Annotated in this window: 16 protein-coding genes and 1 tRNA gene; 12 read left to right on the top strand and 5 right to left on the bottom strand. The window is 71.7% G+C overall.

The features are described from left to right. Window positions 1–5 precede the first annotated feature (5 nt). From AW27_RS23080 to AW27_RS23045, 8 genes are all read left to right on the top strand, one after another. Window positions 6–476, top strand: coding sequence for a hypothetical protein (locus AW27_RS23080; protein WP_037924041.1), 471 nt, complete (start codon window positions 6–8; stop codon window positions 474–476). Next, window positions 473–1,054 carry a hypothetical protein gene (locus AW27_RS23075; RefSeq protein WP_037924040.1) on the top strand — a complete coding sequence of 194 codons (582 nt, stop codon included), beginning with the start codon at window positions 473–475 and terminating at the stop codon, window positions 1,052–1,054. Before AW27_RS23080 ends, AW27_RS23075 begins: the two co-directional genes overlap by 4 nt. 319 nt (window positions 1,055–1,373) lie before the next feature. After that, the gene (locus AW27_RS23070; RefSeq protein WP_052030899.1) at window positions 1,374–2,282 is read left to right on the top strand and encodes an N-6 DNA methylase; all 909 of its coding nucleotides are present in this window, start codon (window positions 1,374–1,376) and stop codon (window positions 2,280–2,282) included. Next, the gene (locus AW27_RS23065; RefSeq protein ID WP_037924037.1) at window positions 2,279–3,064 is read left to right on the top strand and encodes an adenine nucleotide alpha hydrolase family protein; all 786 of its coding nucleotides are present in this window, start codon (window positions 2,279–2,281) and stop codon (window positions 3,062–3,064) included. The genes AW27_RS23070 and AW27_RS23065 overlap by 4 nt, the downstream gene beginning before the upstream one ends. A gap of 111 nt (window positions 3,065–3,175) precedes the next feature. Next, window positions 3,176–3,538, top strand: a complete 363-nt coding sequence (locus AW27_RS23060; RefSeq protein ID WP_037924033.1) for a hypothetical protein — start codon at window positions 3,176–3,178, stop codon at window positions 3,536–3,538. 34 nt (window positions 3,539–3,572) lie between these two features. Then, on the top strand, window positions 3,573–4,199 hold the full coding sequence (locus AW27_RS23055; protein WP_037924030.1) for a hypothetical protein: 627 nt from the start codon (window positions 3,573–3,575) through the stop codon (window positions 4,197–4,199). Between the two features lie 64 nt (window positions 4,200–4,263). Next, on the top strand, window positions 4,264–5,805 hold the full coding sequence (locus AW27_RS23050; RefSeq protein ID WP_052030897.1) for a ParB/RepB/Spo0J family partition protein: 1,542 nt from the start codon (window positions 4,264–4,266) through the stop codon (window positions 5,803–5,805). A gap of 110 nt (window positions 5,806–5,915) precedes the next feature. Next, on the top strand, window positions 5,916–6,947 hold the full coding sequence (locus tag AW27_RS23045) for a YgjP-like metallopeptidase domain-containing protein (RefSeq protein ID WP_037924028.1): 1,032 nt from the start codon (window positions 5,916–5,918) through the stop codon (window positions 6,945–6,947). A 333-nt stretch (window positions 6,948–7,280) separates the two neighbouring features. Here the strand turns inward: AW27_RS23045 and AW27_RS23040 are convergent. After that, window positions 7,281–7,352, bottom strand: a tRNA-Val gene (locus AW27_RS23040). A 65-nt stretch (window positions 7,353–7,417) separates the two neighbouring features. Between AW27_RS23040 and AW27_RS23035 the strand changes: the two genes are divergently transcribed. The 3 genes from AW27_RS23035 to AW27_RS23025 all read left to right on the top strand — a co-directional run bounded on the left by AW27_RS23035 (window position 7,418) and on the right by AW27_RS23025 (window position 10,054). Continuing rightward, a complete protein-coding gene (locus AW27_RS23035; protein ID WP_037924026.1) occupies window positions 7,418–8,701 on the top strand; it encodes a coiled-coil domain-containing protein in 1,284 nt (427 codons plus the stop codon). A gap of 309 nt (window positions 8,702–9,010) precedes the next feature. After that, on the top strand, window positions 9,011–9,574 hold the full coding sequence (locus AW27_RS23030; RefSeq protein ID WP_037924461.1) for a DUF4383 domain-containing protein: 564 nt from the start codon (window positions 9,011–9,013) through the stop codon (window positions 9,572–9,574). A 252-nt stretch (window positions 9,575–9,826) separates the two neighbouring features. Then, window positions 9,827–10,054: an FmdB family zinc ribbon protein gene (locus AW27_RS23025; protein ID WP_037924459.1), complete on the top strand. Its 228-nt coding sequence runs from the start codon at window positions 9,827–9,829 to the stop codon at window positions 10,052–10,054. A 23-nt stretch (window positions 10,055–10,077) separates the two neighbouring features. Here AW27_RS23025 and AW27_RS23020 read toward each other — a convergent pair whose 3' ends face one another. The 4 genes from AW27_RS23020 to AW27_RS23005 are packed head-to-tail and all read right to left on the bottom strand — an operon-like array spanning window position 10,078 to window position 15,270. Beyond that, entirely contained in the window at window positions 10,078–10,737 is a 660-nt protein-coding gene (locus AW27_RS23020; RefSeq protein ID WP_037924024.1) for an O-methyltransferase, read from the bottom strand. Then, the gene (locus tag AW27_RS23015) at window positions 10,734–11,564 is read right to left on the bottom strand and encodes an HAD family hydrolase (protein WP_037924022.1); all 831 of its coding nucleotides are present in this window, start codon (window positions 11,562–11,564) and stop codon (window positions 10,734–10,736) included. The genes AW27_RS23020 and AW27_RS23015 overlap by 4 nt, the downstream gene beginning before the upstream one ends. After that, complete coding sequence (locus tag AW27_RS23010) at window positions 11,561–14,095, bottom strand: phosphoribosyltransferase (protein ID WP_236647708.1); 2,535 nt, start codon at window positions 14,093–14,095, stop codon at window positions 11,561–11,563. Before AW27_RS23010 ends, AW27_RS23015 begins: the two co-directional genes overlap by 4 nt. An 8-nt stretch (window positions 14,096–14,103) precedes the next feature. Then, entirely contained in the window at window positions 14,104–15,270 is a 1,167-nt protein-coding gene (locus tag AW27_RS23005) for an HpcH/HpaI aldolase/citrate lyase family protein (protein ID WP_037924020.1), read from the bottom strand. A gap of 194 nt (window positions 15,271–15,464) precedes the next feature. Here AW27_RS23005 and AW27_RS23000 point away from each other — a divergent pair, with 194 nt between their 5' ends. Then, window positions 15,465–16,226, top strand: coding sequence for a TerD family protein (locus AW27_RS23000; protein ID WP_037924018.1), 762 nt, complete (start codon window positions 15,465–15,467; stop codon window positions 16,224–16,226). Window positions 16,227–16,311: the final 85 nt, after the last annotated feature.

The following is a 16,311-nucleotide window of genomic DNA, read 5'->3' as shown; positions in this document are numbered from 1 at the left end:
GCACGATGAAGCCGTTCAAGATCGGAGACCGCGTCTCCGTCCTGTACCTGTCGAGGACCGAAGGCACCTGCCTGGCCATGAACCGGTACGTCGTCCACACGAGCGATCACCCCCTGTACGGACAGAAGGTCTGGGTGGAGATGCCCGCCGACTCGGCGCGGGCCAGCTTCCACGTCACCCCCGCGCACCCCGACTTCATCAACCACATGGACGCCGACCCCATCTCCGCGCAGACCACGAACACCCTGATCGCCAACTTGGACTGGCATCTGGCGATGGCCGCCCCGCAGTCCACCCGACCCACGTGGCCGGCTGGGTGGTGCGGCGCGCGCGTCGAAGCACCCCTGACCGAGGCCGAGCGCGCAGGGCACGCCTCGCAGGCCGCAATGCATCTACGAGAACTGCGCATGTGGCGGCCCGAGTTCGACCGCTGGGAGCGGTCGGTCGCGCCGGAGCACCTGCGAGGAATCCTGTGAACGTCAGCGACCAGCCGCATTTCACGGCCGGCGGGGCGTGGCTCGCCCGAGTCCGAAACCCTGCGACGGCGCACGAGTACCGGACCCTGATCCCTTCCCGGCGCCTGCGCACGGAGCGGTGGGCTGAGGCTCAGACGGCACTGGCAGCCGCCCGCGACGCGCCCCTCGTGGATCCGAGCTTCTGGCAGGGCGCGCACCTGTACGAGTTGACCTACCTGCCGCAGCTACTCCACCGGGAAAGGGCGATCGCGTGGGCCGCCCTGCTGGAAGCTGGCGGGGTGTCGCCCTTTCGCGGCTGGCGACCGGGTATCGCCGCCGCGTGGGAGCGGCGCGGAGACCGGTGGCGCGATCACCTGGAGGGCATCCACCAGGAGATGCGCGAGCAGGTCATCGGGTTCGGCGAAAGCCTGGCCCAGGTGATGACGGCCGCCGATCAGCCGCACTGCGTGGACGTCGAGGCCTATCGCGACGGCTTCGATGAGGTGAACTGGCAGGAGCTCGGCGCCGATGTACACAAGGCCGCGATGACGACGCTGCTTCGGACCCCGTACGGCCTCCTCTGGCTCGACAACGGCTGAGGCCCTCCGCCGCGCGGCGGAGGGGAGTTGACCCCACCCCTATAGATAGTAGAATTTAGATACACTGAGAGGGGGCCACCCCTCGATCCCGACCCGTCCCGCACCTCCGCGGGGCGGGTCGCCCAGTTCCGGCACCCCCGAAGGAGTCACGATGGACCTGCAACTTGACCTGTTCGCCGCGCTCACCTCCGAGCCAGACGAGCCTTCGAAGCCCGCCCCTGCCCCCTCTCGCACGGCACCGCCCGCTGCGACAGTCCGCCCTACGGCCGCCACAGCTTCGACTCCAGCCCCGCGCGCGAAGCCCGCCGGCCGTCAGCGGATGTCTGACGACCAAGCACACCGCACCGCTGCCGCACTCGGCGAGGCCGTCGCGGACGCATGGAACCGCGCACACGGTGGCCCGGACATCGCCGTGCCCATCGGCCTGGTCGCCGCCCTCTCCCTGGTCAGGCAGGGTGACCCCAACGGCCCCGACCTCAAGGCGCAGATCCTCGCCCAGAAGCCGCACGAGCTGATCGAGATGTACCAGCAGATATGGGCTGTGAACTGGCAGGCCCGCCCCGACCTGATCGACCGGGCGCGCGTCCTGCACGAGTGGTTGAACGCGCCGGACGAGATCGACGACCACCGTGCATACTGCGTCAAGGTGGTCACCCAGGCTGCCCTGAAGGCCGGGATCTTCGACCTGACGGGACACGCCGACCCGATCGACCGGTCGCGAACCGACGCCCTGTCTCACGTGATCATGCTGCTCCGGAGCAACGGCGCCCGACAGGGCTTGGGCGAGTTCCACACCCCGCCGACCGTGACGGACGTGGTCGCGGAGGCGACGCTGAGCGCGTTCTCTGCCGAGCTCGCCGTCGCGGCCCGGGGCGCTGCGACAGGCCAGCACATCCATGATCCGGCCGGCGGGAGCGGCGGCATGCTGCGCGCCGCCGCCCAGGCCGTTCGCTGGCGCGGCTTCGACCCGGCCGACTTCCAGTGGTCCATGGTCGACGTGGACCCGATCGCGGCGGCCTGCGGGGCCGTGAACGCGATCGTGTGGGGTCTGGGCCCGCACGTGGTGGTGGCCTGCGATGACTCCCTGGCCAACCCCCGAGCTGTCGAGGACGCCCGCGCGCACGCCCAAGCCGTGATCGCACACCGCGACCAGGTGATGGGCGCGGCGCGCATGATCGCCGCCATCCGCCAGACACAGGCGCTGCTGGAGTCGGCGGTGGCCGCGTGAAGGCGGTCAGCTATGGCGGGGGCGTCCAGAGCACCGGCCTGATGGTGCTGGCTGCCCGCGGGGAGATCCCGCACCGCGACTTCCTCTTCGCCAACGTCGGCGACGACAGCGAGGACCCACGCACCCTGGACTACATCGAGCGGGTCGCCGCACCCTACGCCCGCGCGCACGGCCTTCGCCTGCACGTCCTTCACCGGCAGACCGCCGGACGGCGGGAAACCCTGTGGGAGCGACTGATGCGGCCCGGGTCCAGGTCGCTGCCGATCCCGGTACGGATGAGCAACGGGGCGCCGGGCACCCGCGGTTGCACCCGGGACCACAAGATCAAGGTGACAGGGAGGTGGCTGCGCGCCAACGGGGCGCACCGTGGGGCACCGGCGGAGGTCGGCGTCGGGATCTCCTTGGACGAGATCGGCCGGGCCACCTCGCGGCGGGTCGAGCCGTACGAGGAGGTGACGTACCCGCTGCTGGATCTGCGGATGCGGCGGACGGACTGCCTGGGGTTGATCGCGGACGAGGGCCTGGAGGCCCCGCCGAAGTCGGCCTGCTGGTTTTGCCCGCTGAAGACGCTGGCGGGCTGGTCGGAGCTGGCCAGGGATCGACCCAACCTGTTCGGCCGGGCGTGCGACCTCGAGGAGACACTGAACGCGCGGCGTGCGGCGCTCGGCCGGGATGAGGTGTTCCTGACCCGCACCGCCCGCCCGCTGGCCGACGCGATCCGCGCGGCGCAGGACGAGCTGCCATTCGACCCCGGATGCGATTCCGGCTGGTGCATGACCTAGCCCCACCCCCGCCCTGACCTGCATGAACGAGCTTGACGCCCCCCTCGTAGATAGTAGAATTTAGATATGAGCTGAGGGGGGCACCCAAGGCCGACAACCACAGGAGGAGCCATGACCGACACCACCACCGCCCTGCGCATCGCCCTCGACGGCCAGGTCCGCGAATACGACCTCGGCGCCGACCGAAGCCAGCAGTACAGGGTCGTCGGCCGCGCTCTGTTCGACAGCGCCGAGGCCGTCGAGCACATCGAGCGCCCGGAAGGCCCGAGCATCGTCGTCCTCGCCCGCGTCCACCGCGCAGGCCAGCCTCTCAACCCGTGGGCAGCCGCCGCCTCTGACGCACTCGAATCCCAGATCACACAACCGGTCGCAGGCGAAGTCCTGTTCATCGGCTACCTCAGCGCCACCGACACGATCACCAGCCTCCCCGAAGACGCTGCCGCGCTGATCCGCGAAGCCTGCAACCGCCCGTAACCCTCACCCGCACCACATCTCTTGGAGAACGACCATGCCCGCAGACACCACCGCCCGGATCACCCTGATCAACCTGCTCCTCCTGGCCGAGCCCCTCGCCGACCGGCTCGGACCGGACTGGACCCGCATCGAGACCACCCCCGACCCGAAGACGATCCAGTACGGCCACACCACCGGCACGGTCCTCGGCATCAGGCACCTGTGGGACGGCGCCGCCGCACAGACCTACGTCCAGATCGACGGCGAACCCACCTACCACGCCGGCGTCACCTTCCGCGAGGACACCTCCGTCGACGGCAGCCTCATGGACGTCATCACCACCCGCCTCCTGCCCGCGATGGACGGCCACCGCCCCAAGCTCCGCCAGAACGGAACCCCTCACCCGCCGAAGGACGCCGCGCCGGACGAGACCCCCGCGACCGGCGAGCAGCAGCACACCGAACCGGACGCGCCGCAGCCCACACCGACGAAGGCCGACCAGCCCGACCCCACACCGGCCGCCAGTGAGCCCCAGGCACAGGAGCCCCCCAAGGCCGCACCGGCGCCCAAGGCGCGGCCCCGTGCGAAGAAGGCCGCCGCGAGCACCCCGCCGGCGGCCGCGAAGAAGACCACCCCGCGACGGACCACGCCCCGCAAGGCCAAGGCCTCCACCACTGCGTGACCCACCCAGACCACCGGGGTGCGGGCGAACCCACCGCCCGCACCCCACTTCCGAGGGAGCCGAAATGACCGCGACCGCCATCGAGCCCACCACCGACCACGTACAGGAGACCACCACCGCCTTCACCGGGGAATTCGTATGGGTGGACCCCCGCGACCTCATCATCGACCCCTACAACCACCGCAAGCGGCGGGGCGACGACGACAACGGCACCGAACCCGACCCGGCGCTTATCGACTCCGTCCTCGAATTCGGCGTCCACACCCCGCTGCTGCTGCGGCCGCAGACCGGCGCACAGGACGGACTGCTCGGCGTCGTCTTCGGGCAGCGCCGGATGAAGGCCGCCCTGATCGCAGCGGAGAAGGCCGTCGCGGCCGGCGAGCCCGTGCAGATGGTGCCCGCCATCGTCCGCGAGGACCTGCGCGACGCGGACGACGAGGCGCTGGCCCTGTCCGTGATCGAGAACGTCCACCGCCGCGAAGCATCAACCCTCGACGTTCTCGACGCTGCCGAACAGCTGGCCCTGATGCCGGTGGGCAAGCTCAAGCGGGAGCGGGCCGCCCGCGCCCTGGGAATCACACCTGAGGAGATCACCGCAGCCCCGCAGGCCGCCAAGCTCAGCGACAAGGCCCTCCGCGAGGCAACCACCGCCGACTTCGACCTGGTGGAGATGGCCGACTTCCAGACCGTGGAAGAGGTCCCCGGCGCCCTGTCCAAGCTCCAGCGCGCCAAGAGCCGCGACATCAGGGAGGGAGACGACAAGCGGGGCAACTGGGCCCACGCCCTGGCCGAGCTGCGGCAGACGCAGCACGAGCAGCAGGAACGGGAGCGCATCGTCAGGGAGCTGGCCGAGCAGGGCATCCAGATCGTGGTCTGGCGGGCGCACCGGGAGAACGACAAGTCCCGCCTCCTGACCGACCTGGTGACCGGCATCGGCAACCCGATGACGGCCGAGCACCACGCCAAGTGCCCAGGTCATGCCGCAGCCTTGGCCCCCGGCGAGGTCGAGGTGGAGTGGGTCTGCACCGACTGGAAGCGGTACAGGCACGAGCTGACCGACGAAGCCGCTGCCGCCAGCAAGAAGGGCAAGTCCACCCCCGAGGAGCTGGACGCGCGCCGCAAGGTCATCCGCTACAACAAGGCGTGGCGTACGGCCCGAACGGTCCGCTGGGAGTTCATCACCAAAATGTGCGCGGCCAACGGCGAGGCGGACGACACCACATGGACCCTGATCCTCAGCGTGATCACCGGCACCTCCGTCTACTACGGCCGCCACGCCAGCAACCCGAAGACCGAACTCATCTCCGCGTTCCTCGGCATCCCGGACCCCAACAAGGACCGCAACCAGTGGAACCGGGTGAAGGGCCCCTACGCCAAGCTCATCGCGACCACACCGAAGTCCCGGCGGTGGAGGCTGCTGCTGGCCCAGGTGGCGGCCATGTTCGAGAGCGAGAACATGCACGACGGCGCCTGGCGGAACGTCGATGAGAACTGCGTGACCTGGCTGAGCTTCCTGAAGGGCCAGGGCTACACCCTCAGCGAGGTAGAAGCCGAAGTCCTCGCCGACGGCCTGAAGCGGTACCGGCCCGCCCGGCAGAAGAAGTAGGACGCCCCCCGGGGTGGGTGCGTACACCCACCCACCCCTCATGGATAGCAGAATTCAGTTACGGGGTGTCGGTCGCACCGCCACCCCGTCAACCAGAAAGACCCCCAGCCATGACCGGCAAGACCACCCGCACCGCCAACCACGGCGGCATCACCATCACCATCAAGACCAGCAACCGCACCACCACCGACCTCACCGTCACCCCCCGCGAGGGCATCACCGTCCGCGGCCCGCACAGCCTCACCGACGATGACGCCCGCGCCCTCGTCACCCGCCGCAAGCACTGGGTCTACCGAGAGCTGACCAAGCTCTGCGAGCAGGCCCCGACCAACCCCACCAAGGTCCTGCGCGACGGCGAGACTTTCGCGATCCTCGGCACACCCCACGCCCTCCGCCTCGTCGACGACCGCCCCCAGGCCAAGCCCGCCCGGGTCCACTACGACCGCCAAGACGGCTTCGTCGTCGACCTGAGCCGGGAAGCGGCGGAAGATCCGGACATAGCACGCCGAACCCTGATCAAACTGCACGCAGACACGGCGAATAAATGGCTCGAAAAGAACGGTGCCCGAATCAGCCGTCTCACCACGAACCCTCACATAAAACTCACCGCCACAACCCGCAGCCGAACCCACACCCGCTGGATCACCCGCCGTTCCACCGGCGACCTGACCCTCCACTGGGCCCTCGCCCAACTCCCCACCCTCCACCTCCGTGAACTCCTCCACCGCGCCCTGAAGCTCCACTCCGTCGCCGACGACCACGACGTCAACCAGCGACTCCGATCCCTCTGGCTCGGAGAACTCGCCACCGCACCCCACGAAGCCAGCCCGGACGCAGACACCTGCCCCGCGTGCCACGCCCAACCCGGCACCCTGCACACGAACCTCTGCGACGTCGCTCGCTGCGCGCTCACAGGCCGCCAGCGCGGCTACTGCCACCCGGGCACCACCTGCCTCACCATCTGGTCCGGCCGCTGGCCGGGCACCGACGAGTGCGAGGAGTACGGCTTCTACTACCGAGCCGTGGCCGGCCGACGTGAACCCTGCAACGCCACCGACGAAGGGGCCGAGCACGACTACAACCGCCTGTACGCCGAGTGCGTGTGGCACCCGGGCCAGCAGCGCATGGTCCTCCCGGTCTAGGCGCTGATGTCATCCCGAAGGGCGATGTAGACGACGGTTGCGAACCCTGAGCAGACCTCAGGGCTTCGAACGGGCGGGGCCTGGCGGCCTCCGACCAGGGCCGTTGCAAGACTGCTCGCGCGGCGCGATCGCTTCGAGTGCGGCAAGAACCGCAGGGGCGGCATCGGCGGGCGGGGGGAACTGATGTCACCCGGGGTCACCCGAGGTCGGGCGGTGTCCCCAGGGTGGCCTGCGATCCGCCTTGTCCCCAGTTTGTCCCCAGGGAAAGACAAAACGGGCTCCAGGAGAGATCTCCTGGAGCCCGTTCGATAAGAAGTGCCTGGTCAGGCACGGTGGGCGCGGACGGTTTCGAACCGCCGACATCTGCTTTGTAAGAGCAGCGCTCTACCCCTGAGCTACGCACCCGTGGATGAGTGGACAGCCTACATGGCGGGCACACCCCCCACGCAAACCCGTTCCCGTGGGGGAGAATGGACCGGGGCATGGCGGACACGTACGGGAGAGGGACTGTGACGACGGCATCCCGGCGGTGGTTCGGTGGGCGGGACGAGAGTCGGCGGGCGGATGCGCAGGCGGCCAAGGATGCCGCCGCGGCCGCGTTCTACGAGCTGGACACGGCGCAGCGGGATCTGCGGATCTCGATCGAGACCATCGCCGCGGCGGACGGGTCGCCCGCGGCACGGCAGGCGACCGAGGGTTTCGCCGCGCTCGGGCAGCGCATCGACCAGGTCAGCCACGTCTACATCGAGGCGGTCGACGCGCACGACCTGGACCGGGCGGAGCTGGAGGCCGCGGTGGCCACGCGTGCGCGGGATCAGCTGACGCGTGCCCGTGATGAACTCGTGCGGGTCAAGGGGGAGCTGGAGCGGTTCGCGCAGAGCCTGCAGCCGTTGCTGGACAAGGCCGAGACGCAGCTCGCGCGGGTCGCGCCGGCGCGGGAGCGGGCCAGGGCCGCGCTGATCGGGGCCAGTGATGCGCTGGACGCCGTGCGGGCCAAGGGGATGCGGGCCGACGACCTCGCGGCGCGGCTGGCGGCGCTGGGGCCGGAGCTGACCAAGCTGAACCAGGGCGCGGCACAGCACGGGGTGCAGGAGACGGTGCGGCGCGCCGACCGGATCCTGCGGGACGCGGAGGCCATACGGGCGGAGGCGGCGCGGCTGCCGGAGCGGGCGGCGGAGATCGACCGGCGGCTGGTGAGCCTGCGGACCCGGGCGCAGGCGCTGCGCAATCGGGCGGAACGGGTGGATCCGGTGCTGAGCGAGTTGCGGCGGCGGTTCAGTGCGGCGTGCTGGCAGGACCTCCAGCAGGTGCCGGACGAGGCGGTACGGAGTGTGTCCCGGGCCGAGGAGCAGCTGCGGGAGGCGGGCGCGGCCCGGGACGAGCAGCGCTGGGCGGACGTGGGGGCGCTGATCGAGGCGGTCCGCGGTGCGCTGGAGGCGACGGACGAGGCGGTGTCGGCGGCGCAGGACCGGCTGACGCGGCTGGAGGCGGTGGCGCGGGATCCGCAGGCGGAGGTGGATCGGACCCGGTTCGCGATCCGGGACGCCCAGCGGCTGGCGATGGCGGGGCGCAGTGTGCCGGATCCGCGGCACGCCCGGCCGCTGGACGATGCGGTGGCGCGGGTGGGCCGGGCGCTGGACGGGCTGGAGGGCAGGCATCCGGACTACTGGGCGTTCCTCCAGGAGATGGAGGCCGTCCGGGCTTCCGTGAACCGGGTGGTGACCGGCATCCGGGAGGAGCTCGCCCACGGCTAGCGCGGGCGGGTCTGCTCCGCCCCTGCCTTCGCGGCTCCGCGGCCCCGTGGCGCTTGTCGCGCCGGTGTTCTGGGTCGCGCTTGTCGTGGGGCGTCCGGCGACGGATGCTGGAGGGTGCGGGACGGAGCAGAGGAGGCCTCCATGGCTGCCCACACCTTCCACAAGCCGCATGCGTCCCAGGCACCCCCGGTGTCCCAGCAGCCGTATGCGCCGCATGCGGCGTACGGGTGCACCGAGCCCCATGAGCACTATGCGCCCTACGTGGCCCACGAGCCGTACGAGCCCCGCGTACCGCAGGATCCGCACCCGATGGCGCGGCGGGTGCAGCGCGTTCTGCATCCCGTCAATGCCCGGCTCGACGAGCACCTGCCCATCGATCACAAGCTCAGCCAGGTGTACCGGGTCGGGGCGGGGCTGACCGGTCTGTTGCTGGTGGTCTTCGGGATCCTGGGCCTGATCGACCGGATCGGGTTCTTCGACACGGGCGGGGACACGGTGCTCGCGTTGAACACCAACGGTGCGCTGAGTGTCCTGTCGATCTGCATCGGCGGGCTGCTCATCGTCGGGATGGTGCTGGGCGGGACCTTCGCCTCGACGCTGAACATCGTGCTGGGCGTGTTGTTCATCGCGAGCGGGTTCGTGAACCTGGCGCTGCTCGACACCGGGCTGAACTTCCTGGCCTTCCAGATCCAGAACGTGCTGTTCAGCTTCGTCGTCGGCGTGATGCTGATGTGGTTCGGGATGTACGGGCGGGTGGGCAGCGCGCTGCCGCACGACAATCCGTACTGGCGGGCCCGTCACCCGGAGCAGGCGGCCCGGGAGGACCGGGCGAGGCTGGCGCGCGGGCAGCTCGCGCGGCCCGACGCCGTCTAGGTGTCGGGGGACGGCGCCGACCCACCCGCCGCGGCGCCCGCCCACCCGCTGCGGCGCCCGCCCACCCGCCGCGGCACCGGCGCCGACCCGCCGGGCGTCGCACCGGCACCGACCCGCCCGGGGTAGCCCCCGACCACCGCCGTCCTCTCCTTCCCACACGCCGTCCCGCGTCCCACCGGCCGGCCCCGACACCGTGTGCGAGCCGGCCGGGAGTCGTAGCGCGCGGGCGCCGCGCGCGCTTAGCCTGTGCGCATGCCTCGTTACGAATTCCGCTGCCGGACCTGCGACGACACCTTTGAGGTCAGCCGCCCCATGGCCGAGTCCTCCGCCCCTGCCGACTGCCCGGCCGGGCACGCCGACACCGTGAAGCTGCTGTCCGCCGTCGCCGTGGGCGGGGCGGGCCGCGCGCCCGCGGCCGCGGCCGCGCGCCCCATGGGCGGGGCGGGCGGGGGCTGCTGCGGTGGCGGCGGCTGCGGCTGACGCTGCTGCCTGCCGGCGCCCGTCTAGCGCTTGCGCGAGAGCGTCAGGCCGTCCGAGATCGCCAGGAGGACGGAGTCCATGCGCGGATCCGCGGCGACGTGGTCGTTGAAGGCGCGCACGCCGGCCGCCGAGCCGGTGGCCGACTCGTCGAGGACCGTGCCGTGGAACAGGGTGTTGTCCGTGACGATCAGACCGCCGGGACGCAGCCGCGGGACGAGCTCCTCCCAGTAGGCGATCTGGCTCTCCTTGTCGGCGTCCACGTAGGCCATGTCGATGTGGGGCTCGGTGGGCATCGCCCGCAGGGTCTCCAGGGCCGGCGCGATGCGCAGCTCGATGCGGTCGGCGACGCCGGCCTCCTCCCAGGCCTGCCTGCCGTACGCCGTCCACTCCTCGGAGACGTCGCAGGCGATGAGGCGGCCGTCGGCGGGCAGCGCCTGGGCCATCGACAGGGCCGAGAAGCCGGTGAAGGTGCCGATCTCGACGATGTGGCGGGCGCCGGTCAGGCGGACGAGGAAGGCCAGCAGGGGTCCCTGCTCCTCCGCGGACTGCATCCCGGCGACGTCCGGGAACGCGGCATAGGTCCTCGCGACCAGCCCCCGCTGGACGGAGTCCAGCGGGGGGTTGTGGTCGAGCATGTAGCGGTACAGCTCGTCTGTGATCTTCGTGCTGTTGCCTTTGGTCATGCGTCCAGTCTGCCGAGCCGACCGGCCTCGCGGGCGAATGCGCGCACGATTTCCTCGCCGGCCAGGACGCCCGCTTCGGCGAGCGCGGTCACCGAGGGGGCCGTCCAGTGCGCGTCGGCCAGTTCCCCGTGGCCCGGGCGCCAGGCGGCGTCGGCCGCCAGCAGCAGGTCGGCGTCCAGGAGGGAGTCGCCGGCGGCGAGGGTGGTGGTCGCCCCGGTCCTGCGGGCGACCTCGCGCATCGCCGCGCTCTTGGTGAGCGGGCGCGGCACGGCATAGATCTTCCGGCCCTGGAGGGAGACCGTCCAGCCGCGGGGCCCGGCCCACTCCGCCAGGGACTTGAGCCATGCGTCGGGAACCAGGGGGCGTTCGACGACGAGGTAGGCGAAGAGGTCCTCGGCCACCCGTGCCTTGCGCAGCCACGCCGGGTCGGCGACGGACGACAGGTGCTCGCGGACCTCCTCCAGCGGGGCGCACTCCTCGGCCAGGCGCGCCGCGACCTGTCGCCGCCAATCGCGGTCCGGCACGCCGTCGACGAGGAGCTGCCCGCCGTTGGCGCAGATCGCGTACCGGGCCGGGCGGCCGGGGAAGCGGATGCGCTGGTACTGCTTGCGCGTGCGGGTGGTGGTGGGGACGAAGACGACGGACGGGTCCTCGGTGAGCTCCGCCAGCAGCGCCGCTGCCGTCTCCGTCATGTAGGACAGCGGCTTGCTCTCGTGGACCTCGACGCAGAGCAGGCGGGGGGCCACCGGGTCGGGCATGGTCAGACCGAGGGCGGCCGCCGAGTAGATGAGCGTACGGTCGAGGTCACTGGCTACGAGGACAGTCACTGGGTGGCTACAGCCTTTCCGTCGGCGCCGGTGGCGCCGCGCGTGAATCGGGGGTGGATGAGCCCGACGCAGGTGTAGGGCAGGTCGTCGGCCTCTTCCACCGGGACGCCGCGCTGCTCGGCGAGCAGCCGTACGTGGTCCAGGTCGGACCCGGCGCCGCGCTGCGCCAGGATCTTCCAGGGCACCCGGCGCAGGAGCACGCGGGTGGTCTCGCCGACCCCGGGCTTGACGAGGTTCACGTCGTGGATGCCGTACTCCTCGCTGATCCGCTCGACCGCCGCCCAGCCCTCCCAGGTCGGCGTGCGGTCGGCCGCGAGGAGTTCCTTGACCGCCTCGTCGACGGCGTCCGCGACGTCGTCGAAGTGGGCGGCGACGGCGTCGACGAATTCGGCGGAGACGTCGGCTCCGGCGAGCTCGCGGTAGAACTTCGCGCCGTGGAAGTCGGATGGCCCGACCAGGTCGGACCTCAGAACCGTACGCGAGATGAGTCCGGAGACGGTGGAGTTGAGGCAGGCGGAGGGGATCAGGAAGTCCTCCCGGGTGCCGTAGGTGGGCACGCACGAGCCGGGGTCGGCGAGGACGACGACCTCCGGGTCGAAGCCGGGGAACTCCTTCAGGGCGTCCCTGAGCTCACGGGTGATGGCGCCCTTGCCGGTCCAGCCGTCGACGAAGACGACGTCGGCGGGATCGTGGTGGGCGGCCAGCCAGCGCAGGGCGTTGGCGTCGATGCCGCGGCCGCGCACGATGGAGACGGCGTAGTGCGGGAGGTCCAGGCCGTGCCGGGCGCGGGCCCAGCGGCGCATCAGGACGCCCACGGGGGTGCCGGCGCGGGCGAGGGAGACCAGGACCGGGGAGGGGGAGCGTTCGGCGAGGACGGTCTCGGTGACCGTGCCGACGGCGCGGGCGACGCGGGCGGCGGAGGCGGTCAGCGCGCTGCGGTAGAGCTCCTGGTACTGGGGCGAGGGCTGGTACTCGACGGGCAGGGACTCGGCGTAGTGCGCGCCGCCGGCCTGGATGGCCTCCTCGCGCTCCTCGGTGGGGGCTTCGAGCTGGACGCCGGAGAGGTCCTTGAGCAGCCAGCCGACGTCCTCGGGGGCGTAGGAGGAGAAGGCGGGGCCGCGCAGCGGCTCGGGCATGGTCGGCTCCTGCCGGGTGTCGGGGGTGCTGAAGGCCGTGCCCGGCGGCAGGGGCGCCGTGGACGGTGTGTAGGAGGGGACGACGGCCAGGACGAGGCGGCCGGTGTGCGGGGCGAGGGCGGCGAGGAGTCCTGTGTGCAGTTCGGGGGTGTCGCCGGCCGAGTCCACGACGGCGACGACGGTGTCGAAGCCGGAGCCGTCCGCCGGGCGGGCGACGTTGTAGGCGTAGCGGTCGCCGGGGCCGTCGGCGGGGGTGTCGTGGGCGGGGAAGACGAGGCGGGTGCGGATGGCGTAGCCGGGGTCGTCCACGGCCAGCACCGGGGAGCGGGTGGTGGTGGAGAAGCGGACCTCGCGGGCCGCGCCCGTCTCCTCCAGCGCCTTGGCCAGGCGCAGCGGCGCGTACATCAGCTCCTCGTTGCCGAGGACGAGGACCCGTCCGGGATCGGCGCCGAGGGCGGCCCCGAGGCGGGCGGTGAGGTCGGGCAGGGCGGCCTCCAGACGCTCGCGGTGCAGCGGGTGGAAGCCGTGCCGGCCGCCGTCGGGGAGCCCGTGCGGCCACCGCAGGTCGACGTGCAGGACGGGCCGCGGGGAGCCCGCCGGTCCGGCCGCGTCCGCCGCGTCCGTCTGCTCGTGCTCCTCCACCAGCGCCTTCCCCTTGGCCAGCACCCCGTCGGGGAGGGACACCGTGCCGGAGGCGAGGGCGATCAGGTCCACGCGTGCGCCCAGCTCGGCGGCGAAGGCCGTGAGCCGGTCGCGGTCGGCCGGGGAGCGCATGTCAACGAGGGCGACGACCACGTACCGCGAGCGGGGGTGACGGGCGTGCAGGTCGCGGATGGTGTTGAGGACGGTGTTGCCGGTGGAGAACTCGTCGTCGACCAGGACGAGCGGCCCGTCGCCGGCGAGGAGCGCGGGGTCTTCGGGCAGCAGCAGGTGGGAGGTGGCGTGCGAGTGTGCCTCTTCGAAGCCGCCCGCCGCCGTGACGCCGGGGACGGGCCGGCGGGTGGAGTGCAGGTACGGGGCGGATCCCAGGCCGTCGGCGACGCAGTGGCCGAGCCCGGTGGCGGTCTCGGCGTAGCCGAGGACCACGGCCGTCGCCGCGGCCTCGTCGCCGAGCAGGGCCCGTACGCGTGTTCCGAGCCCGAACCCGGCGGCGTACACCGTGCTCGGGGACTGCGGGACGTGCTTGCCCAGCACCTGCGAGACCAGCAGGTGTGCGCGCTTGGGGTTGCGCCGCAGGGCCATCCCGAGCAGGTCCGTCAGCCGCGGGCTCAGCCGCGGACCGGGCCGCGGCCCCCCTTCGGAGTCGTGCAGGGCGACTCCCAGCCGGTCCGCGACCCAGGTACCCGACCACACCTCGTCGATCGTCTTGCCCTTCCTCGTCGTCTGCTTCGGCACCGGCCCGCTCACACCTGGAGCCCGGCCGTGAGCAGGTCGACGAAGCCGACCTGCTCCTTCGCCACACCGAAGGCCTCGGCGCGCAGCATGGTGCGCTCGGCCCAGGCCCGGTGGGGCTTGATCTCGTTCATTTTGTTCGTATAAGCCGAACGCATCACTCCGCCTCCGCCGCGCTCGGGCCTCAGGATGTCCTCGGCGTCGCAGAACTCCTCGTGGGAGACCACCGACAGGGCGTGCACGGGTGTGACGTGGGCGGGGTGGATGCAGGTCTTGCCGAGCAGCCCGTTGGCCCGGTCGAGCTCGATCTCGCGCAGCAGTCCGTCCAGGTCGTGTTCGATCAGCGCGGTGCGCAGTTCCTCGACGCCCTCCTCCAGGAAGGGGCTGCGGCGCAGCTGGGGCTTGAAGAGGCGCTGCTGGCTGCGGAAGTACTCCCAGACGGGGCCGGTCACGGTGAATCCGGTGCCGTCGGCCCGGCTGAGGACGTTGACGACGTCCGCGATGACGCCGGCGACGATCTGGACGTCGTAGGCGGTCATGTCCGGGGTGCGGCGCAGTCCGTAGGCGGAGCAGAAGTCGGTGACTCCGAGGCGCAGTGCCAGGACCCGGTCGCGGTGGCTGTTGACCGTGCGGGAGATCCCGGCGAGGGCCTCCACGCGGGTTTCCAGGTGGAGGAGTTCCGGCGTCTCCAGGACGGGCATGGCATACAGCCGGTCCCGTCCGCTCACGGCCTCCGCGTCGGCGACGGCTTCGAGGAAGGGGATGCCGCGCCGTTCGTCGAACTTCGGAAGTACGAATCCGGCCAGGTGCCGTATCGAGGGGCCCAGGCGGCGTGCCAGGTCCGGTATCTGGTCGGGCGTGCGGACGCGGATGAAGAGCAGCGGGAGCTCGCCGGCGTCGGCGTCGAGGTCGCGGAACTGGCGGACGAGGTTGTTCTCGGCGTCGAGGACATCGGCGTCGCTGATCGAATCCTCCAGGCAGAGGACCATCGAGACGACTCCGCGGCCGGCCTGCTTGCGGATGTCCGCGGCCAGCGCCGGGCGGGTGGCGGGGCTGTAGAGGGTGGCCCCGAGGGCCGCCGCGAGGAGACGGGCGGGTGAGGTCCCGGTGAACTCCGCCGGTTCCTGGTGGAAGAGGTCCTTACGGACCGTGGGCGATATGTGCCCAAAGTGACGCATGTGCTTCCCCCGTACAACCTCGGCGGCCCAACTGGCATGGCCGGTAATAGTACGTACGAACGTGAACGAAGAGTTCCTCAAGCACATGAAGTTCAGGTAACCCACTTGCACGATGCCCAGCTCGCACGATCGGTACAAGGCCCTACGGGGGGCCGCATTGTCCCGCTCCACCCCGGGAGGGCAGGATGACGTGCATGACGCACGCGATGCAGAAGGGCTCGAACATCCCGGTGGCCCCCGTGGCGGTCCGGGCGGTGCTGCGCTGGACCGGCGGCCCCGAGGTGCCGGACGTGGACGCCTCGGCGCTGCTGGTGGGCCCGGACGGCCGGGTGCGTTCGGACGAGGACTTCGTCTTCTACAACCAGCCCCGGCACCCCTCGGGAGCGGTCTGGCGCCTCGGCAAGAAGCAGGTGGGCGACGCCGTCACCGATGCCGTCCAGGCCGACCTGCGCACGGTGACCCCGAGCGTGGACCGGATCCTGGTGGTCGCCTCGGCCGAGGACGTCCCCTTCCAACGGGTCCGCGACCTGCGGATCCTGCTGTACGACGCCACCGCGACCGGTGGCTCCGAGCCGCTGGCCTACTTCGACGTACGGCCCGAGACCGGCGCGGAGACGGCACTGATCTGCGGCGAGCTGTACCGCCGGGGCGACGGATGGAAGTTCCGGGCGCTCGGCGAGGGCTACTCCGACGGCCTGGTGGGGCTGGCGACCGACCACGGGATCGCGGTCGACGAGAACGCCGCCGAGCCCGACGCCGGCGCGGCCGCCGGACCCGGGGCCCCCGCAGCGGGTCCGGGCGCCGACGAGACCGCTGCTATGGCGCCGCCGACGCAGGCCCCGCCGGCCGCCCCGCCCGCCTACGGCTACCCGCAGCCGGTGTCCCCGGTTCCGGGCCCGGGCGGCGACCCGACCTTCCGGCTGCCGGCGCAAGGCCCCCAGTTCATCCGCCGCTGAGAGCGCACCCCCGGAGGCGCTCCGGCAGCCGCGGGAGGGACTGCCGAAGGCCGGGGGGACCGGGCGCACCGGGAGGCCTCGGGGC

The sequence above is a fragment of the Streptomyces sp. PCS3-D2 genome, from assembly GCF_000612545.2.
Classification (GTDB): domain Bacteria; phylum Actinomycetota; class Actinomycetes; order Streptomycetales; family Streptomycetaceae; genus Streptomyces.
This window is presented reverse-complemented; position numbering and strand designations above follow the sequence as displayed.

Bases quoted from the DNA above. Each gene is read 5' to 3' on its own strand.
- AW27_RS23025 (WP_037924459.1), top strand. From the start codon at position 9,827: ATGCCTCGTTACGAATTCCGCTGCCGGACCTGCGACGACACCTTTGAG.
- AW27_RS23035 (WP_037924026.1), top strand. From the start codon at position 7,418: ATGGACCGGGGCATGGCGGACACGTACGGGAGAGGGACTGTGACGACG.
- AW27_RS23030 (WP_037924461.1), top strand. From the start codon at position 9,011: ATGGCGCGGCGGGTGCAGCGCGTTCTGCATCCCGTCAATGCCCGGCTC.
- AW27_RS23080 (WP_037924041.1), top strand. From the start codon at position 6: ATGAAGCCGTTCAAGATCGGAGACCGCGTCTCCGTCCTGTACCTGTCG.
- AW27_RS23005 (WP_037924020.1), bottom strand. From the start codon at position 15,270: ATGCGTCACTTTGGGCACATATCGCCCACGGTCCGTAAGGACCTCTTC.
- AW27_RS23020 (WP_037924024.1), bottom strand. From the start codon at position 10,737: ATGACCAAAGGCAACAGCACGAAGATCACAGACGAGCTGTACCGCTAC.
- AW27_RS23060 (WP_037924033.1), top strand. From the start codon at position 3,176: ATGACCGACACCACCACCGCCCTGCGCATCGCCCTCGACGGCCAGGTC.
- AW27_RS23045 (WP_037924028.1), top strand. From the start codon at position 5,916: ATGACCGGCAAGACCACCCGCACCGCCAACCACGGCGGCATCACCATC.
- AW27_RS23050 (WP_052030897.1), top strand. From the start codon at position 4,264: ATGACCGCGACCGCCATCGAGCCCACCACCGACCACGTACAGGAGACC.
- AW27_RS23000 (WP_037924018.1), top strand. From the start codon at position 15,465: ATGACGCACGCGATGCAGAAGGGCTCGAACATCCCGGTGGCCCCCGTG.
- AW27_RS23070 (WP_052030899.1), top strand. From the start codon at position 1,374: ATGTCTGACGACCAAGCACACCGCACCGCTGCCGCACTCGGCGAGGCC.
- AW27_RS23055 (WP_037924030.1), top strand. From the start codon at position 3,573: ATGCCCGCAGACACCACCGCCCGGATCACCCTGATCAACCTGCTCCTC.